Source organism: Psychrobacter sp. 5A.1 (assembly GCF_030407455.1).
Classification (GTDB): Bacteria; Pseudomonadota; Gammaproteobacteria; order Pseudomonadales; family Moraxellaceae; genus Psychrobacter.
Genome location: NZ_JASDDJ010000026.1, coordinates 1 through 26,117, shown reverse-complemented (window position 1 = coordinate 26,117; position 26,117 = coordinate 1). Strand labels below are relative to the sequence as shown.

Sequence of the window (26,117 nt, the reverse complement as noted above, 5' to 3'; positions counted from 1 at the left end):
TGGGTCAATAAACATTAACTATAGAACCATAGCCAACTATCTTAACTACAACTTCGCAGTCAAGCTTTTTAACTACAAATCCGTAGCCAAAACCCACCCTATCATTCAACCACACCCGAACTGGCAGCGATAGTAAGTAACTTTATCCGAGGAAGTACAATAGCGGAAACATGTTCACTTTTATATTTTTTAAATGTATGATTGTATATTCAAAGCGGGTGAACACTCGCTTTTTTTGTGTCCGAATAATCGTTATTTTGCTTGCTGATTACTATAAATTGAGTAGCTCTTATCATTATAAGACGGTGGGTATTTAATTAATTATTTACATAGGTATTTCGATGAACTGTAAACTATTTTTATCCATCCTGAGCATTGGGTTTCTTACGACCGCCTTTAGTCATGCTGATGAGAGAGTTACGACCAATATAGACGCTCCTTCAGTTGCTAGCAAACTTAGCGATATTAATCGTGATGATTTAGCAATTGCTAGCCCACTGGGTATTACAGTTGGTAAAGACTCTATTGACGTGGCAATGCAAAAACATCCAGGCCTTGAACCGACCTTACAGGATTGGAATAGTGAACGGTTCGATAATCGTCCCTTGGGATATAGATTTTATAACCTATTAACCGATATGTCTTCAACTGAATATGGAAATATAAAAGAAATTGGTGTGTTTACTGACAGCAAAAATATCATTCAAGAGGTATATATTGTATATGATACTGAATTAGTACCTTATGATGAAATGCTTTCTGAGATAAAGCAAAGCTACTTAGAACACCCAATGACCATAGGCAGACTGAATAACTCCTACGCCTACATCAATAATGATTTTCCAGAACATTCTCGGGGGTATTTCATTGGAGAGGCAACGCAATTTGTCGGTAAAAATGTAAATATCGATATTGCGGACTTTTTATCTGGTGAAATTAAAGAAGACCTGAGTAATATGAGTTCTATGAAACAGTTAGATGGTACTTCAATGGCACAATTATATTCAGAGCCTGACTGGAGAGAAGATGCCCTTGAAAGAAGATTAACAGTGATTTATTCGTCGCCTTCAATGGTTAGCATGCGCAATAAACAATATTTTTATACTGACAAAATATATAGCAATATCTATCAAGTTGAAAAAATAATAACCGATTATTTAGCACAAGTAGGCTCAGATAATTTCAAGTTAAATAACATGACTTATCATGACATTTTAACGCGCTTTGTTGATCAACAGCCTACTCCGTCTTCTGATGATGAAGCAATTGAGTTATATAAAACAATCGTTGCGCAAACGCAAAAGGATTTATTCTTAATCAAAGCCTTCACAATGAGCGAAAAAATACGTGCTGCTATTCCATGGAAGTGATAAAGGTCAGGAAATCTAGAACATTACACAGCGTTTCGAAGCGGAACCAAAACCCTCTAAAGCACCGACTAATAAAAACCTTCCTATTCAGCAACTAAATAAACACTATCTCACATACTCTGTACTCAGCTCTGTTAAAGTAAGTCATGCAAACACCCTACTAAAAAGGCGGCCCGTCATGACCTTACTTGATACTCTAAACTTAACCTACCCTATCATCCAAGCACCCATGGCAGGAGCAACCACACCTGAACTGGCAGCGACGGTGAGTAACTTTGGCGGACTGGGCTCATTAGGGTCTGGCATGACGGCGCCAGATGTTTTAACTGGCCAAATTGATACCATTAAATCGCTCACTGACCGACCTTTTATGATCAATCTGATGGTGCTCTCTGAGCAGGACTGTACAACCTTTGATACCGAACTCCCCGCTTGGCTGAGTGAGTACTATCAAGACAACCATATCGAATTTGCACTACCTGAACGCCCAGCGCTAAGCTTTTTAGATCAGCTACAAGTGCTCTATGACAATCCTGTTCCTGTTGCCAGTTTTACCTTTGGTATTATCAGTGCCGAGCAAGTTCAGCATCTGCAAAGTCTCGGCACGCGTGTCATCGGCACTGCCAATCATCCATTAGAAGCGAAAGCATGGGCAGATATTGGTGCAGATGCGGTATGTGTGCAAGGGTCTGAGGCTGGCGGACATCGCGGTGGTTGGCTGCCGCAAAGTGAAAGCGATCCATTGGGGTTGTTGACGCTGATTGGTCAAACGCGTGCCTGTACCGATATTCCGTTGATCGCAGCAGGTGGCATCATGAACGCCCAAGCCATTAAAGCTGTTCAGGCAGCTGGTGCAGAGCTGGCACAAATAGGTACAGCGTTTTTGACCACAGACAAATGCGGTATCAATGACATTTATAAACAAGCTTTACTCGATGCCAGTCATAGCAAACGCAGCGCTGAGACACGCTTAACTCGATTATTCTCAGGTAAACTCGCTCGTGGTTTATTGAATAATTATCTACGTGACTTTGCCAAATTTGAAAGCGCTAATGAGCTACCGCCCTATCCTCAATTAAATGCCATGACCAAATTTATGCGAGCTAATGCGTCTCAGAACAGAGATGCAGAACATCAATCCCTTTGGGCTGGACAAGGGGTAGCCTTGGTCAAACAAGAAAGCACGCTTGAACTGCTTGAGCGGTTGGTAAAAGCGTTATAAATTTACTCATATTTTAGCGTTGCCCGAAATTTTTTATAATCCTCGGCGGTCTCTTTTACCGACTCTATCATCGGTACGTGACCGACTTCTGGCATCATAATAACCGTCGACTGCGGGATAATTTCTTTAATCAACGCAGTCGTTTCAGGCTTGATGACTTGGTCTTTTTCGCCCCAAACGACCAGCGTCGGAATCTGATAGTTCGCAATGACTTTGGCACGCTCTTCGACATTGTCTGTGACGATCTGCTCTAGTATTTTGGACTCAAGCGCTTTATTAGCGATACGCTCTTGCGCAAATACCGCTTGCACAGTTTTGGGCAAATAAGGCGGCTTATACATGACAAAGTCATACATCTCGTAGATATCTTCCGTCTTATTGATCAATAGGGGATTGTTCTCAAGCGTGGCATTTTCCAGTGATTGAGGAATGCCCGCTGACCAAAACCCTGCACTGTCGATGAGCCATAGACTTTTCACATCGTTTGGATACTTTGCCGCATAAGCCACACTGATAGCCCCGCCCATCGAATTACCACCGATGTGGATATTGGATGCCAAGCCCTTCGCTTGCATCAACTCATGCAGACGCTGCGCTTGGGCATCCGCGCGATAATCCGCAGTATCAGGTTTACTCGAATCGCCAAACCCTAATAAGTCTGGAATAACAAGGTGATAGTCAGCCAGCTTGTCAGCGATACGAGTGAAATTATCTTTATTACCGCCAAAACCATGAATCAATAATAGAGGCTCCGCATTGATAGCGTTATTTTCGGTATAAGTGAGCTTTTGACCAGAAGCGAGTGTAAATACCTTAGTGGTAAGGTCTGCTTTATTACGTTCGTGTTGGATGATTTTTTGAGTTGTATTTACGGCTAGCGTATTGGGTGCGGTGGTACAGCCGACGACTGATAAACTGAGTACAGTGGCGAGGCTTAGACGTTTTAATATCATTGAAACTTCCCTATTAAGAAACCGTAAAAGAGTGGCGTGCAAGATGCGGCTAGTGCTGCTTAGAGTCAATCTACTATAACTCGCCACCAAACAATAAAATTTATACATTAGGGCGTGTCCTCATTTTAAAAATGGTGATAAAAATGAGATAAATTGCCGTCAAACGAGGAAAGTAGCGCAGATAATATCGGGATATTGACCAACTATTTGACGATGTTTGGCAAAATTTAGCTGTTTTTAGCCCATTTAGAGGACACTCGTTTGAATTGAGAACACGCCCTAACTACTTTCAGTCCTTACCCAATCATTTTTACCTAACAGAAAATTAACCGCTGCGGCTGCATGAATAGCGGTCGTATCAAATACCGGAATCGGGCTATCAGTCTGTTTGATAAGTAAGCCAATCTCGGTACAGCCCAATATCACACCTTCAGCACCTTGCGCCGCCAAATCTTTAATCACTTGACGATAATACTCTCGTGAGCTGTCTTTAAACTGACCGACGCACAGCTCTTTTTTGATAATGCGGTGTACCTCTGCGCGCTCATTCTCTGCTGGTATCAATACTTGTAAGCCCGCATCAATAAGACGCTGCTTATAAAAATCTTGGGTCATCGTAAACTGAGTACCGAGTAAGGCTATTTTGGTGAGATTTTGTTTTTTGATGGCATCAGTCGTTGCATCAGCGATATGAGTCAACGGCAAGTCTGTGGCGGAGCGCACATCATCGACCAGTTTGTGCATCGTATTGGAAGCAATCATGATCCCTTGCACACCAGCGGCTTGTAGACGCTGAGCACTGCTAGCCATTATCTCGCCTAGCTCATCCCATTTGCCTTGCTCCTGTAACGCATTAATCAACGCAAAATCCACACTATGAATCAACAAATCTGCGGAATGTAGTCCGCCAAGCTGATGCTTAACACCTTCATTAATCAGACGATAATAGCTTTCGGTACTCTCCCAACTCATACCGCCGATGATGCCTAATGTTCGTTGCTTTTGAGCTGCCATTTCATGCTCCTATGTGTTTGCTGTGATTGACTTTATCGTAGCAAAATTAACCCAGTTTAGTGCGTTATTTCTTTATACTGTCCTGCTATAAAAAATGTCCTACAGTAAAAGTGGCTATCGTGAAGCAATACTGAATCTAAGCATTTATAATAACCATTTTATTCATCGGTCAGCACACGATATGATAGTACTCAATGGCAAATCCTAACGGCCACTACCACTATTTATTATATAAAACTGACACTCACTTCATAAGTGAAGTGTCATTAGCACCATTCAGGACACCGAATACTATGGCCAATTTTCCCACCATCAGAATACGTACGCGCCGCAAATACTACCGTCTCATCTTTACCGGTCTGATGGCGATGATGATGTCTCTCATTATCTCGACGGCCTTATTGGTGGTAAAACAAGGCTTTATCGACGGCTTTTTTATGGAATTGATGCATTCGTGGGGACTGGCCTTTATGTTTGCGTGGCCAAGTGCGTACATCTGCGCCTATCTGGTGCAAGAGCAGGTCTTGAGCCGCATTGAGTTTTATTAAGTAAGCATCTATCTACTTTAGGGCATGTCTTCAATTCAAACGAGTGTCCTTTAAATGGGCTAAAAATAGCTAAATCTTGCCAAACGGCGTCAAATAGTTGGGCAATATCTCGATATTATCTGCGCTACTTTCCTCGTTTGACGGCAATTTATCTCATTTTTATCACTATTTTTAAAATGAGGACACGCCCTAGTACCCCCATACCTCATAACAAGATAAGATGAGTGACACAAACTTTTATCTAGAGAGCGCTATGAGCCAACCACGGCGTACTATCGAGCACCTACTCAAGCAAGGCATACTGCCATTGGCGCATGCCGACGATGCGGCCATACACTTAGAAGTCTATCCCACCAAGCGTTTTTGGCTGGCGTTTTTTGATAAGGCCTCGCTCATTATTGGGGCGGTCGCACTGGTACTATCACTGGTTTTCTTTATTGCCTATAACTGGCTAAATATGGGGAAAATAGGCAAGTTTGCCTTAGTCGAAGGGGCCTTGGTGGTCACTATCGCCCTGTATGCTGCACTGGCTTTTAGACAAAAATTTCGGCTGATTCAGCAGCTATTATTGCTCATTGCCAGTATCCTCACAGGCAGCTTACTGGCCTTGTTTGGGCAGGTTTATCAAACGGGCGCAGATACGTGGCAGCTCTTCTTTGGCTGGGCCGTGTTGATTATCCCTTGGGTAATTATCGCCCGCTTTCCTGCGCTATGGCTGCTATGGTTGGGGTTAATTAATGCTCTGACATTGTTTTATATCGACACCGCATTATTCTTTGGACTAGATTACTACGATCAAGACTTTTGGCAATTTACGATCATCACTGTCATCAATTTTATCGCTTTTTATTTATGGCTTGAATGCTTTGAAAAAAAACGCCTAGCAGGAATCTCTGACCTTAGTTCTTCTCGCATTACCTCTAGCATTCAATCCAATAGCATCAATTCCAATACTGTCAATTCCACAAGCGCTGCCTCCAAATCAAGCTTACATTGGAGCACTTACGTGGTCGCGCTTGTCAGCACTTATACCATCACATATTTGGCGATAAGCACTATTTTCGATGATAGAAATATACAGCTGTTTTGGGTAGCGAATGCTTTATGGCTAGGCTGGTGCGGCTTTATGTATGGGCAGTTTCGTCGGCGCCGTGTTGATTTGCTCATGCTAACTTATCTGTCGTTTTCGATCATTAGCGTGGTGATGTGGTGGGTCGGTGAATGGCTGCTTGATGACTTTGATGCAGGAGGATTTTTGTTCTTAGCGCTATCATTGATTGGGCTGAGCTCTGCGGCGGTCATATGGCTGCGCAAAGTATCACGCTTGGATAATGCAAACCAAACCCGTACAACCAACAAAGGCGCTGACCATGAATGATGATAAACAGACGCTGATAGCACTAAAAAATCTGGGTTTGATCGACACCGATGTGGACAATGTCCGTTTAGTGGACGAAAACAACACGACTGTAGACAGTGATAGTCGCAGCGCGGTAAATGATGACCATACTTGGTTTTTACAGTTATTTTTTGGCGTGAGTGGCATGGTAGCCAGTCTATTTTTTATTGGTTTTTTATCATTGTTATTAGAGAACACTGGGGTGCTCGACAGCATGATTGCTGTCCTTATTATCGGGTCATCCTTAAATGGGGCTGGTTTTATGCTGTTTAAACACCAGCAAAACCGTGATAATGCCTTTATAAGCAGCTTGGCGTTTGCCATCAGTGTGGTTGGCCAAGCTTATATTGCATATGCCTTATTCAGTAATAACTTGCCTACACCTATAGACATTTATTTATTTTTACTCACGCAGGGCTTTATGACCCTCGTTATGTCCAATTATGTCTATCGAATATTGGGCAGCGTAGTCACGCTCAGTCTCATGGTTTATTTGCTGAATTATTATCATTTGCCTGAGCTCAGTTTGGGGTTATTGGCGCTGATTGCGGTTATCAGCAATTTACAGCGCCATCGCCTGTTACAACGGACTCCCGTCAAATGGCACATGACTGTTTTTGCGACGATCAAAGCCGTTGGATACGCCAGCGCACTGATGCTTTTGGCCGTATCTGTTTATTTTATCGCCGCTGAGTATGGGCGTCACGTTGGTAGTTACGGCGAGGCTTTAAGTTATAATTATTATTTGGCTCAAGGGCTGCTTATCTTTGCCAGCCTCTATGCCGCTTACCTTATTCTGAAACGCTATCATGTCAAATTACAATCAGTGGCTGGTCGCCTCATTGTCGGTATTATTATCCTATTGGGCATCCTGTCGATCTATGTCTCAGGGCTGCTCGCGACCAGTTTGGTGATTATCATTGCGGTAGCCAATAGCCAACGCGCGCTGTTGGGTCTTGGTATCGCTGCGTTAGTCGGCTACGTATTTTGGTATTACTATCAGCTCGATACTTCATTGCTGATCAAATCTGTTTCTATGCTCATCATCGGTCTTACGATGCTGATGATACGGTGGCGACTACGGCTCAAACGTGACGCATTTAACAGCACAAAATACATGAATAGTGATGAGCAGAAGGAGCGATTATTATGAGTCAGCTAAAAGATCATGCCGTCCATCAAAAACCGTCTGCCTCTACGCTGACACTGCCTTGGTGGCAACAGCGTGGATTTACCATTGGCGTCGCACTCTTAGGGTTGTTGCTCATCCTCATTATCATGACGGTAAATATCACAAAATATGAGTCCCATTTGGCGACTGGTGACAAGGTACTGTTGGCACTGGCTCCTGTCGATCCTCGTGGCTTTATGCAAGGGGATTATATGGTACTCAGCTATGCACTAGAGCGTGATATTTTTAAAGCGTTGCAGTCAAAAACCCACCATTCATCACCGAATGATGTAGCGTCCGATGCTGCTGATGCCGAGTTAGACTTTCGAACGTATGAGCCAAGCGACGGTTATGTGGTTATAAAAGTCGATAGCAATAACGTGGGGCATTTTGTGCGCCTAGCAGAGCACAACCAACGCGATGATCGTGATACATTAGCAGCGGATGAGCTAGCCATTCATTATCGTGCTCGTAGCGGCAGCATAAAGCTCGCAACCAATGCTTTTTTCTTTCAAGAAGGTCATGCACAGGCGTTTGAAGCCGCTGAATATGGGCTGTTTCGTGTGAATGATAAAGGCGAGCCATTACTAACAGACATGGTGAATAGTGACTTTGAAATCATTATCGGAAAAATAAGCCAAGAGGGTAATGAGCCAAGAGGATAAAGCCGCAAATGAGACGTTCACCCTACTATATAGTCGGTTCAATATCATTGGGATACAAGGCAATCGAGTGCAGATGTATGTATGACCCTTCAAGCGAGGTTACCGCTGTCACTCTTTTATAGTGGACTAACTATGTATGGGGCGTACACCATACGCCCTGATTATATTGCTTACTGCTATCACAGAGGCTATAAGGCATGTATGCCAGTCTCACTAGGGCATGTCCTCAATTCAAACGAGTATCATCTAACTGGGCTAAAAATGGCTAAAGCCCAACCTTATTCTTCAGACAAGCGACTCTGTGATTCAAAGTGCCTTCTAACACAGGTTTAATTTGGGCACACTCGCTATCCGCTATTGGACAGCGAGTACGGAATACGCAGCCTGACGGTGGATTGATTGGACTTGGCAAGTCGCCCTCTAATAGCTGAATGACCTTATTACGTTCGGCAATAGGATCAGGTAATGGCACTGCTGACATCAACGCTTGTGTATAAGGATGCGTCGGATTTCCGTACACAGCTTTGTTTATACCTAGCTCGACAGCATGTCCTAAATACATAACAAGCACTCTATCCGCGATATGTTTAATCACTGATAGATCATGGGCGATAAAGATAAGCGCCAACCCCATCTCTTGCTGTATGTCTTGCAACAAGTTAATGACTTGCGCTTGAATCGAGACATCAAGAGCCGATACCGGCTCATCACAAATGATGATTTTAGGCTTTAGTATCAGTGCACGGGCAATACCAATACGCTGACACTGACCACCAGAAAACTCATGCGGATAGCGGTTAATCTGATTGGACAGCAGCCCAACCTTTTTCATCAGGGCACGTACTTCATCCTGCACTGCTGCTTTTTTCATTTCTGGATAATACGTACGTAGTGGTTCTGCGATGATATCGCCTACTGTCATGCGCGGATTAAGCGACGCTAGCGGATCTTGGAATATCATTTGAATGTCTTTGCGCTTCATTCTCATGGTTTTTTTGGAAGCGCCTACTATCTCTTCATCACCAAATTTAATACTGCCAGCATTGGCTCTCACTAAGCCGATAATCGTTCTTGCCAGCGTTGATTTACCGCAGCCCGACTCACCTACCACGCCTAAGGTCTCGCCAGCGAATAGCTCAAACGAGACGCCATTGACGGCTTTTAAGGTGTCCGGTTTTTGCCAAAAGTACGTCCCTTTTTGTTTAATATTAAATGTCGTATGCACATCTTGCACTTGTAGTAACGGGGCTTGGCTGTTTTTAACCATGTCTACATTGGGTAACGTCATGCCCTAGCCCTCCAGCGTTGATAGATGATTGGTATCAGTATTAGTATTAGTATTAGTATTAGTATTAGTATTAGTATTAGTGTCAATATCTGGTGCCATACCCTTTGCCCTGTCTGCCGAATCATCAATCGGCCTGTCAGGATGCCAATGGCAAGCACGTTGGCGCTCATGGGGCAAAAACTCAAGCGGCGGCGGTACATCACGGCAGATATCCATGGCATGTGTACAACGCTCATGAAAAGGACAGCCAGTCGGTAGATTGAGTAGGTTCGGTGGACTACCAGGAATGGTCTCAAGCTTGCCTTTGTCATCATCTAGACGCGGAATGGCTTTTAATAGCCCGATGGTATAAGGATGCGTGGGTGTATAAAAAATCTCTTCCGTTTCGCCATATGCCATGGTACGACCAGCGTACATCACGAGTACCCGATCACAGATACCGGCTACCACGCCCAAATCATGCGTAATCATAATAATAGTCGTACCAAAATCACGCTTTAGCTCATTTAACAGCACCATAATCTGTGCTTGTACGGTCACATCAAGCGCCGTCGTTGGCTCATCGGCAATCAGTAACTTCGGGCGACAAAGCAGTGCCATCGCAATCATGACTCGCTGACGCATACCACCTGAAAACTCATGTGGATACATACCAATACGGTTTTTTGCCTCAGGGATTTTGACCGCATCTAGCATACGTATCGACTCCGCCCATGCGTCTTTTTTGCTCATGCCTTTGTGCAAAATCAACACTTCGGCAAGCTGATCGCCTATTTTCATATAAGGATTTAGGGAGGTCATTGGATCTTGGAAGATCATAGCGACTTGCTCAGCACGGATTTTATTCAGTGCTCTTTGCGATAAGCCCAGCAGTTCTTTGCCTTCAAATTTTACGGAGCCTTTGGTACGGCCGTTCTTTGCCAGCAGACCCATGATGGCGAAGGCCGTCTGTGACTTGCCAGATCCTGACTCACCGACGATACCCAGCGTCTCACCGTCATGCAGATTAAAATTCAAACCATTTACGGCGGTCACGAGTCCATCTTCGGTCGTAAATTGCACGGATAAATCTTTGACTGCCAATAAGCTGCTTTCTTGATTCGCCTGATTGGCTTGGTTATTGAGCACTGAGTCAGCCCCTACTTTACGGACAGTAGTGTCTATCTTCTCAGGTGCGCTATTGATATCTTGCGTTGCCATGATGTTGTTCTCCTAGCGAGCTTGAGCCTAGCGGTCTTTGGGGTCAAACGCATCACGCAGACCATCGCCAATAAAGTTAAAGCAAAATAAAGTAATGACCAAAAAAACCGAGGGAATCAAAATCTGCCAAGGAGCGACTTGCATCGTTTGCGAGCCTTCCTGTAGTAGCGCACCCCAGCTGGTCATTGGCTCTTGTACACCAAGCCCTAAAAAGCTCAAAAATGACTCAAATAAAATCATCGTCGGTACTAGTAATGAGGCATAAACCACCACCACGCCAAGCACGTTGGGCACGATATGACGCAGGATAATGTTAAACCCTGACACCCCGCCGACGTGGGCGGCCTCAATAAACTCTTTACTCTTCAGACTCAGCGTTTGACCACGGACGATACGAGCGACATCCAGCCAAGAGACCAATCCGATAGCGACGAAAATCAAAATAAGGTTACGACCAAATATCGTCACGAGTAAAATCACGAAAAACATAAAGGGAAAGGCGCTAAGGATTTCTAAAAAGCGCATCATAATCATGTCGACTTTGCCACCCAGATAGCCTGATGTTGCGCCATACACCGTACCGACCAATACCGCCACCGTTGCGCCAGCGATACCCACCAATAACGATATACGCCCGCCAACTGCAGTGCGCACGAGCAAATCTCGACCAAGCGAGTCAGTACCAAAATAATGCTTGTTTTCAATCGACGGCGCAGACTGCATAAAGTTCCAGTCGGTCTCTGCATAACCGAAAGGCGCTAGCATGGGCACAAAGATGACAAACATACCGACGAGCAATAAGATAAAAAAGCTCGTCACTGCTGCCTTGTTTTGATAAAAACGGCGCCAAGCATCTTGCCAAAGGCTGCGACCTTTAATCTCTTTTACAGGCAGATTTATATGCTCGGCTGGCTGGTCTACGGTAAGGCTCATAGTCGTCCTCTTAGTCATCTAATTCAGAATCTGATATTTATTTTTAAGCAATGATTGGCGGTTAAACAAACGATGATTCGTGTTAAGTGCCCATCAATACTGAATTTTTGGATCAATAATGGCGTATAAAATATCGACAATGGCGTTAAAGGCTATCGTCAACACACCAACCAAAATGGTCAAACTAAGCACGACGCCATAATCACGATTGAGCGCCCCATTCACAAATAACTGCCCGATACCTGGTAAACCAAAAATAGTCTCGATCACGATAGAGCCAGTAATAATACCGACAAAGGCAGGGCCCAGATAAGAGATGACAGGTAACAAAGCAGGTCTGAGTGCGTGTTTCATCACGATTTGACGCATCGGTAAGCCTTTAGACTTAGCCGTGCGGATGTATTGACTGTTCATCACCTCGATCATGGAGCCGCGCATAATCCGCGCGATACTGGCAACGTAAGCCAGTGCTAAGGCGGTGACGGGCAATATCAAGTTTTTTACTGCACCATCGTTCCAGCCACCGGCGGGCAACCACTGCAAAAGAATGGCAAACACGAGTACCAATAGTGGGGCTTTCACAAAGCTTGGAATCACCACGCCTGTCATGGCAAACGCCATCAGTACATAATCCATCCACGAGTTTTGTTTCAGTGCTGCTATCACACCCAAGATAAGCCCCAACACCAGTGCCAATATAAACGCGTACATACCGAGTTCCATAGACACTGGAAACGATTGCGCCAATAGCTCATTGACCGTGTAGTCTTTATATTTAAAAGACGGGCCAAAGTCGCCTAATGCCAGTTGTTTTAGATAATTGATATATTGCAGCCACATGGGATCGTTAAGATTGTATTTGGCTTCGATATTGGCCAATACCGCTGGTGACAAGCTGCGCTCGCTACTAAAAGGACTGCCCGGTGCCAAGCGCATCATAAAAAAGGACACGGTTATCAAAACAAACATGGTCGGAATGGCTTCTAAAATCCGCCGAAAAATAAGTTTTAGCATAATGCCTCTTTATAAGATTACCTGTACAACGCTACGTGATTTTAAAAGGCGCGCTTTGAGTATTTACGCCGCTTTCAGGTTTTCTCTGATCCATAGCAGACCGACGCTATCAATCGGAATCTCTCCGTTTCATAGCGCCTGCTGATAAGACGATTGGATGGTTAGTGCTTAATGGTCAGTGCTTGATGGTCAGTGCTTGGCGATAGAGATATCTTTACCTTGCCAATTATCTAGAGGGTCACTCTTTGAAAAGCCAATGACGTAAGGCTTCACCAAACGAGGGCTGACGTAATGATAGATATTAAGCAGCCCCATATCTTGATCGAGTTGTGCTTCAGCTTTTTGATACAAGCTTGCACGTTGCTCAGGTGTGACACCCGCTTTTAACGTTTGAGCCATCAAGCTATCAAAATTGGCGTTGGCGTACTTACCATAGTTTCCACTATTGTCAGATTTGACGATATTCAAAAAGGCTGAAGGTTCGTTATAATCGGCACACCAGCCAGCACGAGCGATTTGATAGTTACCGTTGCGGCGCGTATCAAGATAGGTTTTCCATTCTTTGTTGGTCAACGTCACATCGACAAAACCAAGCGCTTGCGTCCATAACGAAGTGGCAGCAACCGCGACTTTTTTATGATTGTCATTGGTGTTGTACAGCAGCTCAAACGCGAGTGGATTACTCTCGTTGTAACCAGCCTCATTCAACAGTTTTTTGGCCTCAGCAATACGCTTCTCTTTGTCCCAAGTGGACCACTCTGGATTATTCGTTACCTTGCCATTAGCCGCTGTAGGCGTGAGCTGATAAGCGGCCGTCTGTCCTTGACCCATAACTTTGTCTGCAATGGTGTCACGGTCCAATGCCAAGGCTAAGGCGCGACGTATTTTTGGATTATCAAAAGGTGGTTTGACGGTATTAAATTCATAGTAATACGTACAAAGAGAAGGAGAAACTCTGAGCTCATCGCCATTGGTCTCTTTTAAAGAAGCAAACTGCTCGGTTGGAATCTCGTTATGAGTGACATCAATTTCACCAGCCTGATAGCGCGCTACATCGGTCGTACTAGAAGGAATCGGTAGTATGGTGATGGTATTCAGCGTCGTATTGGCATCGTCATAATAGGAAGGATTGCGTGTCAAAACGAGTTCATCGTTGATCTTCCATTTGCTGACTTTGTAAGGACCATTAACGACAATATTGGCAGGATCTGTCCATTTATCACCGAACGCTTCGATGGTTTTTTGATGGACAGGCTTGACGGAGTTGTGAATCAGCATGTCTGGAAAATAAGGTACGGGCTCTGATAACGTCACTTGCAATGTTTTATCATCAATGGCTTTTACCCCGAGCGTCTCGATGCCAGCAGCACCTTCAACGATTTTGTCAGCACCAATCACCTTGGCATCAACCAAATAGCTTGAGTAAGGGGATGCGGTCTCTGGATCGACCAATCGGCGCATACTGTATACAAAGTCTTGCGCCGTGACTGGATCGCCATTTGACCACTTCGCGTCGCGCAATGTGAACGTCCATACTTTGTTGTCTGGACTCTCCCACTCGGTTGCGATTCCTGGAATGGTTTTGCCATCTGCATCGGTATTGGTCAACCCTTCGAATAGTTGACGACCAATATTAGACTCAGGTACACCAGACACTTTATGAGGATCGAGCGACTCAGGTTCAGTCATATTATTGATGACCAGCTCCTGAGTATCCGCCAGTACATTGGGATCAATATTGGCTGATGAGCTGGCATTATTGCTTGCCGTATTGTCACTACAGCCAGTTATAAACATAGCCAGTACAAGAGCAGTAGGTAAAAATACAGCAGTACGAGGGGAGAGAATGTTGTGGGTCATATAGCATCCTAGCGGGCAGATTGATAATCTGTTAATAAGTCCATTTAAGTTTGATATTTATCGTTTTCATATCCATTATTGACGTCATTGAGGGGTATGACCTGTCAATGACGAACTTTAGAAAACTATTGGTAATATTAATAGTAAAAAAAAGTGTTAATGTCAACAATTTTTCATTTTATAGAAAGAGCACTGGGGCAAACAAACCTTTGGACATAATATTAATGAGTGAAAATACAGTTAATTCATCATCTTTAACAAGATTTCATTCACTTTTATCACATAAAACGTACTCCTCATCAAAACATCACCACAATGTTACAAATTGTAGCTTACATCTGTTTAGGTTATTTTGAACGATCACAAATCGTTTTATGATGACTATCGTTTACATTGAAGACATACTCTAGGGCAGCATAATGATGGGCAAGCGACAACATTCCTTAACTAAAGTAGCATTGAGGATACCGAGGCAAACTTGCTACTGTGGCTCACAACTTAAAAACAAATAAAAGGAATCATCATGCGTAGTGCTATTCATAACAGCTTTGGCAAACCTTCTGACGTATTGAACGTGGGCGACAGTCCTATGCCGCTGCCTGCTGCCAACGAAGTCCGTATCAAAACCATCCTCTCACCTATTCACAACCATGACATGCTGACCGTGAGTGGACAATATGGCTATAAGCCTGAGATGCCAGCCATCGGTGGTAGTGAAGCGCTAGGCATTATCGATGCGGTGGGCGATGACGTCACAGATCTAAGCGTCGGTCAACGTGTGGCGTGTGCCAGTGTGCACGAAACGTGGGCAGAGTATTTTGTCGCCCCTGCCAGCATGGTGTTTAACATGCCTGACAGTATTGAAGACGAACTGGCTGCACAGCTGATTGCGATGCCGCTGTCTGCCCTAATGCTATTAGAATTCTTGGAAGTAGATAGCGGTCAATGGATTATCCATAATGCGGCAAACGGCGCAGTGGGTAAAACGCTTGCGATGCTAGCAGCAGCACGCGGTGTAAATACGATTAACCTCGTACGTAGTAAAGATGCGATAGAAGAGCTGACCTCGCTCGGTATCAAAAACAATGTCGTCACCGCTGATGATGACTGGAAAGACCAAGTTCGCGCCATCATTGGTGATGACAAGATTACAGCAGCCGTCGATTCAGTCGGTGGTGAGTCGAGCAATGAGCTACTATCATTACTGGGCAGCAAAGGCACGCTGGTCTCATTTGGTATCATGTCAGGCAAGCCAATGGCACTGGACGCTGGCAGCTTGATCTTTAAGCAAGCCACTGTGAAAGGATTCTGGGGCAGCAAAACCAGCCAAGAAATGGATCTAGACAACAAACAACGCCTGATCACTGAGTTGCTAGAACGCGCATCGAATGGCGATTTGAAGCTACCGATTGAAGCTGTTTATAGCTTGGACGATATCGCAACAGCGGTCTCTGGAAAAGTACAATCAAGTAAAAAAGGCAAAGTATTGTTAAAGCCTTAATTCCTACACTCACCTCGTAATTTCGTAATAAGGGCAAAAACTAGCGGTATTAGCAAATATAAGAAAGCCCATGTGTATTAACGATAAGATACGGTGGGCTTTTTTAACCATTCTGCTGTAATAGTATCGCTAAGCCAATCAGCGCAAATAATAAGATTTAATAAGGATATAACCATGTCAAACGATACAACATTTAAAGCATTAGTCGTTGAAGAAACCAGCGATGGTGAATTCAAAAAAAGCATTCAAGAACGCAAAGTTAGTGACTTACCTGAAAATGATTTGCTCATCGAAGTGCATTATTCATCGTTAAATTTCAAAGATGCGATGTCAGCCACTGGTAATAAAAGAATCACCAAACAGTACCCGCATACCCCTGGTATCGATGCAGCAGGCGTCGTCGTCAGTGACAAATCAGGCACGTTTACCGTAGGACAAGAGGTATTAGTATTCGGCTATGATCTCGGTATGGATACCGATGGCGGTCTCGGTCAAATGATCTCAATTCCCGCAGATTGGGCGTTGGCTTGTCCAGAAACGCTGACACTAAAAGAAGCGATGACCTATGGTACTGGCGGCTTAACCGCAGCGCTAAGTGTGCAAAAGTTAGAAAAAATGGGTGCAAAACCAAGTGATGGCCCAGTTGCTGTGACTGGTGCAACAGGTGGCGTCGGTACGATCAGTATCGCTATCTTAAAGCAGCTCGGCTATGACGTGATTGCATTCTCAGGTAAGCCAGAGCAAAGCGAGCACTTAAAGGCATTGGGCGCGAGCGAAGTACGTCATCGCGATACCATCAATGAAATCGGTAACAAACCTGTCGGCCGTGAGCTATGGGCAAATGCTATTGATACCATCGGCGGCGACTACTTACCCAACCTGCTCAAGCAAACCAAATCTGGCGGTGCAGTGACCAGTTGTGGCCTAGCAAGTGGCGCGGATTTTTCGATGTCGGTGATACCTTTTATCACCCGCGCGGTGTCGCTATTGGGTATCGACTCGGTCTATATCCCACTGGCTGACAAAGAAGCTATTTGGAAACGTGTTGCGACTGATATGAAGCTGCCTAATCTTGAAAGCTATGGTGAAGAGATTACGTTAGAACAAACGCCGGAATACTTAGATCGCTTTATGTCTAGCAAGGTGGTTGGGCGTTATGTGGTGAATGTGAAGGGTTAGTTTTTTAGCTTAGTAGTTAAGCATTACAAAAAAGGCAGCATCTCTTTTGAGGTGCTGCTTTTTTTAGTAAATATTTACGATATTTTTAACGCTTATGCAGCACTTGAAAACAAGATCACGTCGTATAATAAAAATACCAACCATCATGCAGCTCCGTTAGAGATATTACCGTAAGTCCATAAGGCGGTATCATGTAGCCAACTTCGATATCATCATTTGGTGCTTTTAAGTAGCCAAACTCATTATCCAAAAACCCACCCATTGTTAGCACCAGATAACCATCTTCTCTAGCCATATGAACGATACCTGAGCGATCCAGCTTCTTACGTAATTTAGCAACTTTTCTTGTATCTAAATTATCTGCCATAATCGTTCCAGCATAAGCAGTCGCTATTTCTTTTTCGGTCTTATATTTATCATCATTAGAGATAAGTTGGTCATTGAGCATTTTGTGGTGCCGACGCATATCACTCATCTCATAGATATTAGCTTCTTGGCTGAGGGTATCTATGGCTTGTAAATTGCTTTTATTCAGCAAAAAATGCGCTTGATTGCCCATACCGATTGCTGAAAGATAAAGTGCAGTCACAGTAACTATGGGAAATATCACTAATGGCATATAAGAAGATAGCTTTTTATACCCTCTGCTAAATATATTTAAAACCGAGAATAGTAACCCAGCAATGAGAAAAAATAGCAGAGTCAGCAGACTTAAAGTCGGTCCAAAAGCACCAAAATAGGGAGAGTTAATTAAGCTTACTGAGAGAATAAATAGGACAAGATATGTGACGTATTTTTTGTTTTTTGGTGTCATAACAGTCTCACACTGGGTTTGAATATTGCTAATATCTTAGCGTGAGTCTGTTATAAGTAAGATGAAATAAAGATGAAATTAATATGGAGCGAATGACTTACGATCAAACGCAATCATTTCTACGTTACCAACAACTAGCCACACGCCCAGTCAAACTGATCATTCAGCAAATCGATTTGCCCATTACCACCGCCCATATTGGCATCACCAAACTCTTCTTCAAACTCAATATAAAAAGGACTAAATTCTGGCATCGCTTGCATGGGATTGGCCGTACCACCAAAATGGGTTTTTGCATGAAACCGATCAAGCCCTAACCTCTCACCTTTTTCAGAAAACATCGGAATATAAGCATTTTCATCACCTTCCTCTGTCCACTCATCAAGCATTTTTCCGACATTAGGATCATCTATTCGGACAACGTGCTGAATAAACTGAGCGGGTTCATCTTTGACAAAGCAAGTGCTACTCCACTCCTCAATCTCATAGTCTGGATAAACACCATCTTCTTTATTAGGCAGTGCTGTCGCTTCACCTTCAAACTCCTCCTTGGTTAACCAAATCAATGCCCAGCCACCACCAATAATATCTTCAAGATAAATATCTTCAAGATAAATATCTTGAGGGTGACGATGGTTAGCATAGCGACTCAGTGACGCCCAAAAATTCTCAGCGTCTGTATGATTCACCTCAGTGAGGTTAGTAATCATATCTTCAACACCGCCCACCCTATCTTCAACATGATCATCCGCTTGAAAAAAAGAGATTGCCACCAGATCGTTACCTTTTACACGATACGCTTCAGGCACTAATATCGTCCATAAGTGCGCCATTGGTAGACCATTTATTCTACTTCGTGGCCATTGATCCGTGGTGATGCCGACTGGGCGACCAAAGGCCCAGCCTTGCCCATGATCTTTGTCCGTTAGTTCCAAATCGAATGCTTGTGTTAACGCTTCCATCATTAATTATCCATTTTTTAATTTAGGGCGTGTCCTCATTTTAAAAATGGTGATAAAAATGAGATAAATTGCAGTCAAACAAGGAAAATAGCGCAGATAATATCGAGATATTAGTCAGCTATTTGACGCCGTTTGGCAAGATTTAGCCATTTTTAACCCATTTAGATAACTATCGATTGAATTGAGGACACGCCCTAGCACTATCTATATCAGACAAGCTACACCAACCAAAACCAATCAGGGGCAAACAAGTAGGACATGCCCATTGATAGCAATACCGTCAATATACTACCCACAATTGCGCCAACCCATGTCGTACCACCCTTTTCCACTAATTCCTGTTCAGCCATAGCTGGATCTACGTTATTATCCATGATTTTTTTTATATTTTTGACACTGTGACTAAAGTAAAAATAATTACCTAACATACCTGTTAATACTGCCCATGCGATAAAAAAACTGGTTTGACCTATAGAGCTATACGTTTCCATACCGAGCATATACATCAAAATCAAATCGACTGCATTGATACCAATTACAATACATAGGGCTACTAGGTACATCTTGCGATAACACAACCAAGATGCTCCCAAGAGGAGTCCAGCAACATTAAAACTATGAATGCTCGAACCATCATTATTGACGTCTAAGCGTGGCTCACTGTCCTTAAACCATTTATCACGGTAAAAACTGTCATACTTTTCACCGACGAAGGCCGCCAGTAAAGTATCCGCTGTCTCAGAGTCAGAAGATACTGTGTTTTGTGAGCTTTGCGCATCTTTTGAGATATTTACGGCAGTGAGCGGTGGTGGTGTTTGTGCTTGATTATTAGATAGCTGCTGTCCACATTTTGAGCAAAATCCTGCGTCACTTGAGTTTTCTTGATCACAATTATTACAAAGCATCTTATCCCTTAGTTTTACTAAATACTGAACGGCTAGTTGTCTTATTTCGACTTCAATAATCAATAGCCAATTAAAGTTGACTACATTATAGACAATAAAGACAAATGTTCAATAAAAAACTAAAGCCTTCTTAGTTGCCTGTTTATTCAAACCAAAAAAAACACCCAACTAAGTTGAGTGCTTTTTTATCATTTGAAGCTAAGTATTATCTAGAATCTTACTCTCACTCAGTCGTAACCGCCAGTAACTGCCTCTTTACGGATATTATTGATAATTCTAATAATGTTACTTATAATTTTTTATATTTTCTTAATTATATATTGAATTTTACTGACGAAGACCTTATTTCATAGATGAGGAATAACCTCTCTAAATTAAAGGATTAAATCATGAGTTTGAAGCCAGGACCGAAACCAATTGCTAAGTCGACTGGGAAGCCAGATCAACGTCGACGTGATAATAAAAATACTCCAGGAAATACTCCATCTGTAAAGCCAAGTAAATCCTCCAAATGAGGATAAAATAATCTTACTTTTAATGGCAAGCCAGAACTAATTGTACTGGCTTCTCTTCAATACAATAGTACCGAAATTGCCTTTTCTTATTAGCCAATTTAGTCTAGTAAGTCTTAGTCTTAGAAATTTACGTTGAACATCCTAATTCAATGAGTTAGATAAAAGAGAGTTAGGTAATATTCCCAACTTACCAATCTATATAAGTTATCAGTGAAAAGATGATAAACATAAAAAAGCCCACGCTATCGTGGGCTTTTTTTATGACTAACAGCGCTACTTAAGGAAGAATTATTCCCACTCAATCGTTGCAGGCGGCTTACTCGAAACATCATAAGTCACGCGAGATACTTCCGCGATTTCATTCATGATGCGGTTTGATACCGTCTCGATCAAATCATACGGCAGATGCGCAAAGCGTGCCGTCATAAAGTCTACCGTCTCAACCGCACGTAGCGCGATTACCCACGCATAGCGGCGGCCATCGCCGACCACGCCGACAGATTTGATGGGTTGGAATACAGCAAATGCTTGTGCAGTCTTATCGTACCAGCCTGATTTTTCTAGCTCTGCCATAAAGATAGCATCAGCCAAACGCAAGATATCCGCATATTCTTTTTTCACTTCACCAAGGATACGCACGCCCAAACCTGGACCTGGGAACGGATGACGATAGATCATTTTAGCTGGTAGACCCAAAGTAATACCCAGTTTACGCACTTCATCTTTGAACAAATCACGTAACGGCTCAATCAGCTTGAATGCTAAGTCGTCTGGCAAACCGCCAACATTATGATGGCTCTTAATCACGTGAGCTTTGCCTTGATGCGACTTAGCAGATTCGATAACGTCTGGGTAAATCGTACCCTGTGCTAAGAATTCAACGACTTTACCATCGCTCTGCTCGCTCACTTGACGCGCGCTATCAGCGAATACGTCGATGAACGTTTTACCAATGATTTTACGTTTCTTCTCTGGATCAGACTCACCTGCTAATGCGTTTAAGAATAAGTCTTCTGCATCAACACGGATCACTTTTACGCCCATGTTTTCTGCAAAGATTTGCATCACTTGGTCGCCTTCGTTCAAACGAAGTAAGCCGTTGTCCACAAATACGCAGGTAAGCTGATCGCCAATGGCTTTGTGCAATAACGCTGCTACCACTGAGCTATCAACACCGCCTGACAGACCTAGCAATACTTGCTTGTCACCGATTTGCTCTTTTAATTGTGCGATACGCATCTCAGCGATGTTGTCTGGCGTCCAGTTGCCTGCACACTCACATATTTCATGGACGAAACGACCTAGCAACGCCTGACCTTGTAAGGTATGCGTCACTTCTGGATGGAACTGTAGACCGTAATATTGCTTGTCATCATTGGCCATAATCGCAATCGGGCAACTTGGCGTACTGGCAACGATATCGAAGCCTTCAGGTGCTTCAATCACTTTATCGCCATGACTCATCCAGACATTGAGCGTGCCAGCTGCGTCTTCGATACCATCGATCAAAGTAGACGTGCCATTGATGTTGATAGTCGCTGCGCCAAACTCGTGAATATCACTGGCATGAACCTGCCCGCCGAAACGATCTGCCATCGCTTGCATACCGTAGCAAATACCCAATACTGGTACGCCCAAATCGAATACAGCGTCGTTGATACGTGGGCTGTTTTCAGCATGCACGCTCTCAGGGCCACCCGATAGGATGACGCCTTTTGCGCCAAAATCGATGATGCGCTGAGCGTCGATGTCATAAGGGAACATCTCACAAAACACCCCAGAATCGCGCACACGGCGGGCGATCAGCTGGCTATATTGCGAGCCAAAATCGAGGATTAAGATGCGGTCTTCTTTAATGGTAGGAGTGGCAGCAGTTGTGGTCATAAATCGATGTCCATCAATAGATAAATTGGTGCCCTATTTTAACAAGTTTACGCCCTCTATTGGCTATTAGATGATGAATTATTCACGATTATTATTAGAGCCTGCCTTCAATTCACTTGATAGTCGTCTAAATGGGCTAAAAATAAGAACAGAAGAGACAGTAAGCCCAATCATAAGCCCAGTGACAAACAGACTATCCGCCTCTCCATTTAGCAAAGACCCCTACCGCTTACTGCACTTACTACGTAGCATCACCCAATGCTGCATGCATACGAGTCAACCCTTCTAATAGCAATGCTCTAGGGCATGCGACATTAATACGCATTTTAAGATGTCCTTCATTGCCATATTTGAATCCCGCACTCAACTCAACCTTGGCAGCTCGAAGGGTGTCATACAGTGCTTGATCGTCTTCAGCATACGCTGAGCAATCTACCCAAATTAAATACGAGGCTTCTGGGCGCATAATTTTAATCTTCGGCAAATGCGCTTCTAAAAACTGCACCGTTACATCAATATTGGCGTCGATATAAGCAAGCGCCTGCGCCAACCACTCACCGCCTTGCTCATAAGCCACACGCATGGCCGTATACGCAAATAAATTTAGCTCGTACTCATCATTTAAGTGCTGCTGCTGACTGATTTTTTTGATTAATGCGGCATCTTTAGCAAATATCATTGAGCCTTTGATACCAGCGATGTTAAAGGTTTTGGTCATCGAGGTCAGGCTTACGACATTGTGTTCGTAGCCTTTTGCTAGCGTTAGAAACGGTATAAACGTGTGACCAGTCAAGATCAAATCTTGATGAATCTCATCACTGACAATCGCCACATTGTGCTTTTTACAAATCGCAAGCAGCGCTTCAAGCTCGTCTTTCGTCCACACACGCCCACCCGGATTGTGCGGATTACAGAGCAGATAAAGCTTAACGTCATGTTCAATTATTTTGGCTTCGATATCAGCCAAGTCTAGATGATACTTGCCCTCGATTTCCTGTAATGCAGAGAGCACAAGCTTGCGGCCATTTTGCTCAACCTTGGTCATAAACGGTGTATAAATAGGATCATTGACCAGTACCGCGTCGCCTACTTCGGTAAAGACATTCATCATCAACACCAAGCTCGGCACGACACCAGGGGAAAATAAAATATCCTGCTTATCTAACCACAAGTCATAACGACGGCCATGCCAGCCAATAATCGAGTCATACAAAGCCTCGGTAGGATTGGTATAGCCCAATATGCCATGCTGCACGACTTGCTCAATCGCGTTTAAGATAGGCTCAGCAGCCTTAAAATCCATATCCGCGACCCATAGCGCAATCGTGTCATCGGTATAGTGCCATTTGAGCGACCCTGTATTCCGTCTGTCGATTATTTCATCAAAGTTGTACGACATTGGCACTCTCCTAAAGTAAAAAAAATAATGGTTTAGGGTACAACATGAATGCTATAGCCGCCAATCGCTTTATGGTGGTTGTATCGATATGCGATGTGGGTAAAGTGTGATTGAGGCGGTGAAATACTAGAAAGGTGGGTTAACAGTTGGGTTAGCGTTGAGGGGAGTAGTAGCCAATCCTGCCATCCGCTATTATCTGTTTATCTAGGCGTGGCGCGGCAACGGTTTGGGGCATTCCTGTTTGGTCACGAGACTGCCCCAAAACCTAGCCTTCGCAACACGCCTATTCAAGCAGGATAGCCGCTACTGTCAGGGCTAAACCGCGCCTCAAGGCGGCTATTGAATGATAACTAACTTTGGATTGCATCTTGTGCGGATAGATCTGAGTGACGAAACTACACAGCACCATTATCACGAAGAGTCAGATGAGTTTTTTTCATCAAGCAGTAAAATGAAAAAAATGATGGAATATAACTTTCAAAAAATAATACTTACTTTAGTTAAAATCAGCTATAGCTGATTTTAACCTTTGAGATATTTACCTTATTGACTTCAAAACAGTCAAATAGTTTTTGATCGAAAATTACATAGTTATTACCAACATTATGTAGTGAGCTAGTAAATTTCAACCCTTCAACACCTGTATAAACTTTAATAAACTCACAGATAAATTGTGTAGGTATGTAATCTAATTCTGAGTCATATCTCCTGAGAGGCTGAGATAAATCTCTACTAATATGTCTTCTTAACAGTCTAGATTTGATTTTTTTATTTACTTCATTTGGATGATATATTGTAGAAACCTCAGTAAAGTCAGAAATTAGCACATCCTTATTTAAATCATTTTTGACTGAGAACTTACCTACAGAAACCTCATCTAAATACGTAGATCTAATCTCATATAATATAGTTTCTGGATGGTCTGATAAATACAGGTAAGGAATACCCATAGGATTAGCGCGACCAGCTGTACTAAGTTCTTTAGGTGGGCAGAACATTTCCTCAGGAGAAAACCCCTCATCGTTTGTATTATGATGCAATCTAGCTCTATATAAGACATCATCCTTACTCACTACAAATTTGCTCTCAAAAAAACCATCCCAACCTAACTCATCTGTTAGATAGTTTACATCTATAAAATATCTCTTTTCCCATTTGAGCTGTTCTTTCAAATCGAACCAGTAATTTACGTTGTCTAAAATTTCCTGACTATACTTAACCAGAACATCTGCATGAACAAAATTTATTCCTAATTTATCAATAACTATATTGAGAAACTTAATACCCGTCTCATTATTACGGAATAAGCTCCAATCACCCTGAATAAGACTTAAGAGCCCAACACCATCAGGATGCGTCTCAAAATTACCTAAAAGTTCATTGAAAAAATCTAACAACTCATCAACTTTTATTATCTTTTTGTCGTTAACGCTACAAAAACAACATACTCCACACTCACCTTGAGAAAGAATAAAACCCTTTAGTTCTTTATCTTCGAAGCAACTTTCACATATACTATTCATAATATTTTGTCTAAATAACTTTTAACGACTAGCAGATGATTTTTGATAGTTATTTTTTTTACAGTACCAAGGCCAGGATATTTCAACTCTTCATAGTATTTTTTAAGCTCCTCTGTACCTGAATTTTTTAGAGGTAACTCGTCACAGAATCTAACAGATTTTTTAGTAGCTTCGGCAAACTTCCCTTGTACATTAGAAATAGAGTCGTTTGTATCAGAAGTAAAATGTCTTATCCAAATTTGATCATTCATCTCTTCATTAATGTAAGTCAGATTGATAACAACAGCTCTTGGTACACTTCCACCTTCAAGATAATCCTTAGATAAAACTGTAAAGTCGCCAAACCCTTGGTATCGGTCTTCTCTATAGTACAGGTGCTCTTCAGAAAATTTGTGAGCAGGAATTTCTAGATAGTCTGCATTTTTTTGTTGACGTTCAAAAAGATCATCTAATCTAATATAAATCTTATTTAAATCTTTAATCTTTCTATCTAGAGACCTATATCTGTGAGGCTCTAATAGCATGATATGACTTACACTATTATTACTACAAAGCTCAATCAGACTATCTTCTTTGGTGAAGTCATCTAGACCAATAATCATAGACTCCTCTAATTCATACTTATGGATACATTCCAAGATATATTCTGCATTATCAGAATAATGGAAAGCAGGTTTATACATTGAGTTTTCTAGCTTACTAATATACTGTAGAAAATGCTCTGTATCTCCTACAACTTCACCTACTGAGGGATTTACTATTAAGAAGGGTTTAAAACCACTTTCAAAAAATATATTA

General features: G+C 42.8%; 22 protein-coding genes. 8 read left to right on the top strand and 14 right to left on the bottom strand.

Annotated elements, in window-relative coordinates:
• Window positions 1-341: 341 nt before the first annotated feature.
• Together QL982_RS07555 and QL982_RS07550 are read left to right on the top strand one after the other, a co-directional pair.
• Window positions 342-1,370 carry a hypothetical protein gene (locus QL982_RS07555; RefSeq protein ID WP_290164286.1) on the top strand — a complete coding sequence of 343 codons (1,029 nt, stop codon included), beginning with the start codon at window positions 342-344 and terminating at the stop codon, window positions 1,368-1,370.
• A gap of 178 nt (window positions 1,371-1,548) precedes the next feature.
• Window positions 1,549-2,592: a nitronate monooxygenase gene (locus tag QL982_RS07550; RefSeq protein ID WP_290164285.1), complete on the top strand. Its 1,044-nt coding sequence runs from the start codon at window positions 1,549-1,551 to the stop codon at window positions 2,590-2,592.
• 2 nt (window positions 2,593-2,594) lie between these two features.
• On the opposite strand, the gene QL982_RS07545 is transcribed toward QL982_RS07550, so the two are convergent.
• Together QL982_RS07545 and QL982_RS07540 are read right to left on the bottom strand one after the other, a co-directional pair.
• Window positions 2,595-3,545 carry an alpha/beta hydrolase gene (locus QL982_RS07545; RefSeq protein ID WP_290164283.1) on the bottom strand — a complete coding sequence of 317 codons (951 nt, stop codon included), beginning with the start codon at window positions 3,543-3,545 and terminating at the stop codon, window positions 2,595-2,597.
• A gap of 279 nt (window positions 3,546-3,824) precedes the next feature.
• Window positions 3,825-4,559, bottom strand: coding sequence for an aspartate/glutamate racemase family protein (locus QL982_RS07540; RefSeq protein WP_290164282.1), 735 nt, complete (start codon window positions 4,557-4,559; stop codon window positions 3,825-3,827).
• A gap of 293 nt (window positions 4,560-4,852) precedes the next feature.
• On the opposite strand from QL982_RS07540, the gene QL982_RS07535 reads away from it, so the two are divergent.
• From QL982_RS07535 to QL982_RS07520, 4 genes are all read left to right on the top strand, one after another.
• Window positions 4,853-5,107, top strand: coding sequence for a DUF2798 domain-containing protein (locus QL982_RS07535; protein WP_290164280.1), 255 nt, complete (start codon window positions 4,853-4,855; stop codon window positions 5,105-5,107).
• 253 nt (window positions 5,108-5,360) lie between these two features.
• A complete protein-coding gene (locus tag QL982_RS07530) occupies window positions 5,361-6,485 on the top strand; it encodes a DUF2157 domain-containing protein (protein ID WP_290164279.1) in 1,125 nt (374 codons plus the stop codon).
• Complete coding sequence (locus QL982_RS07525; protein WP_290190254.1) at window positions 6,478-7,659, top strand: DUF4401 domain-containing protein; 1,182 nt, start codon at window positions 6,478-6,480, stop codon at window positions 7,657-7,659. Before QL982_RS07530 ends, QL982_RS07525 begins: the two co-directional genes overlap by 8 nt.
• Window positions 7,656-8,342, top strand: a complete 687-nt coding sequence (locus tag QL982_RS07520; RefSeq protein ID WP_290164275.1) for a GDYXXLXY domain-containing protein — start codon at window positions 7,656-7,658, stop codon at window positions 8,340-8,342. The genes QL982_RS07525 and QL982_RS07520 overlap by 4 nt, the downstream gene beginning before the upstream one ends.
• Before the next feature lie 265 nt (window positions 8,343-8,607).
• On the opposite strand, the gene oppF is transcribed toward QL982_RS07520, so the two are convergent.
• From oppF to QL982_RS07495, 5 genes are all read right to left on the bottom strand, one after another.
• Entirely contained in the window at window positions 8,608-9,630 is a 1,023-nt protein-coding gene (gene oppF, locus QL982_RS07515) for a murein tripeptide/oligopeptide ABC transporter ATP binding protein OppF (protein ID WP_290164274.1), read from the bottom strand.
• A gap of 3 nt (window positions 9,631-9,633) precedes the next feature.
• Window positions 9,634-10,830, bottom strand: a complete 1,197-nt coding sequence (gene oppD, locus QL982_RS07510; RefSeq protein ID WP_290190253.1) for an oligopeptide ABC transporter ATP-binding protein OppD — start codon at window positions 10,828-10,830, stop codon at window positions 9,634-9,636.
• 27 nt (window positions 10,831-10,857) lie between these two features.
• Entirely contained in the window at window positions 10,858-11,763 is a 906-nt protein-coding gene (gene oppC / locus QL982_RS07505; protein ID WP_201568108.1) for an oligopeptide ABC transporter permease OppC, read from the bottom strand.
• Window positions 11,764-11,856: 93 nt separating this feature from the next.
• Complete coding sequence (gene oppB / locus QL982_RS07500) at window positions 11,857-12,777, bottom strand: oligopeptide ABC transporter permease OppB (protein WP_201568107.1); 921 nt, start codon at window positions 12,775-12,777, stop codon at window positions 11,857-11,859.
• A 189-nt stretch (window positions 12,778-12,966) separates the two neighbouring features.
• On the bottom strand, window positions 12,967-14,637 hold the full coding sequence (locus QL982_RS07495; RefSeq protein WP_290164271.1) for an ABC transporter substrate-binding protein: 1,671 nt from the start codon (window positions 14,635-14,637) through the stop codon (window positions 12,967-12,969).
• Window positions 14,638-15,160: 523 nt separating this feature from the next.
• On the opposite strand from QL982_RS07495, the gene QL982_RS07490 reads away from it, so the two are divergent.
• Together QL982_RS07490 and QL982_RS07485 are read left to right on the top strand one after the other, a co-directional pair.
• The gene (locus QL982_RS07490; protein WP_290164269.1) at window positions 15,161-16,138 is read left to right on the top strand and encodes a zinc-binding dehydrogenase; all 978 of its coding nucleotides are present in this window, start codon (window positions 15,161-15,163) and stop codon (window positions 16,136-16,138) included.
• Window positions 16,139-16,312: 174 nt separating this feature from the next.
• Window positions 16,313-17,317: a YhdH/YhfP family quinone oxidoreductase gene (locus tag QL982_RS07485; RefSeq protein WP_290164267.1), complete on the top strand. Its 1,005-nt coding sequence runs from the start codon at window positions 16,313-16,315 to the stop codon at window positions 17,315-17,317.
• 115 nt (window positions 17,318-17,432) lie between these two features.
• Here the strand turns inward: QL982_RS07485 and QL982_RS07480 are convergent, their stop codons facing one another.
• From QL982_RS07480 to QL982_RS07450, 7 genes are all read right to left on the bottom strand, one after another.
• On the bottom strand, window positions 17,433-18,131 hold the full coding sequence (locus QL982_RS07480) for a hypothetical protein (RefSeq protein WP_290164266.1): 699 nt from the start codon (window positions 18,129-18,131) through the stop codon (window positions 17,433-17,435).
• Between the two features lie 134 nt (window positions 18,132-18,265).
• The gene (locus QL982_RS07475) at window positions 18,266-19,096 is read right to left on the bottom strand and encodes a hypothetical protein (RefSeq protein WP_290190252.1); all 831 of its coding nucleotides are present in this window, start codon (window positions 19,094-19,096) and stop codon (window positions 18,266-18,268) included.
• Window positions 19,097-19,311: 215 nt separating this feature from the next.
• Window positions 19,312-19,998 carry a zinc ribbon domain-containing protein gene (locus QL982_RS07470; protein WP_290165763.1) on the bottom strand — a complete coding sequence of 229 codons (687 nt, stop codon included), beginning with the start codon at window positions 19,996-19,998 and terminating at the stop codon, window positions 19,312-19,314.
• An 803-nt stretch (window positions 19,999-20,801) separates the two neighbouring features.
• Window positions 20,802-22,397, bottom strand: a complete 1,596-nt coding sequence (gene guaA, locus QL982_RS07465) for a glutamine-hydrolyzing GMP synthase (RefSeq protein WP_290165765.1) — start codon at window positions 22,395-22,397, stop codon at window positions 20,802-20,804.
• Window positions 22,398-22,638: 241 nt separating this feature from the next.
• Window positions 22,639-23,796, bottom strand: coding sequence for a MalY/PatB family protein (locus QL982_RS07460; RefSeq protein ID WP_290165767.1), 1,158 nt, complete (start codon window positions 23,794-23,796; stop codon window positions 22,639-22,641).
• A 506-nt stretch (window positions 23,797-24,302) separates the two neighbouring features.
• On the bottom strand, window positions 24,303-25,319 hold the full coding sequence (locus QL982_RS07455) for an RES family NAD+ phosphorylase (protein ID WP_240216397.1): 1,017 nt from the start codon (window positions 25,317-25,319) through the stop codon (window positions 24,303-24,305).
• Window positions 25,316-26,117 (bottom strand): sce7725 family protein (locus QL982_RS07450; protein WP_290190251.1); only part of this gene is annotated, 802 nt, incomplete at its 5' end. The genes QL982_RS07450 and QL982_RS07455, both read right to left, overlap by 4 nt.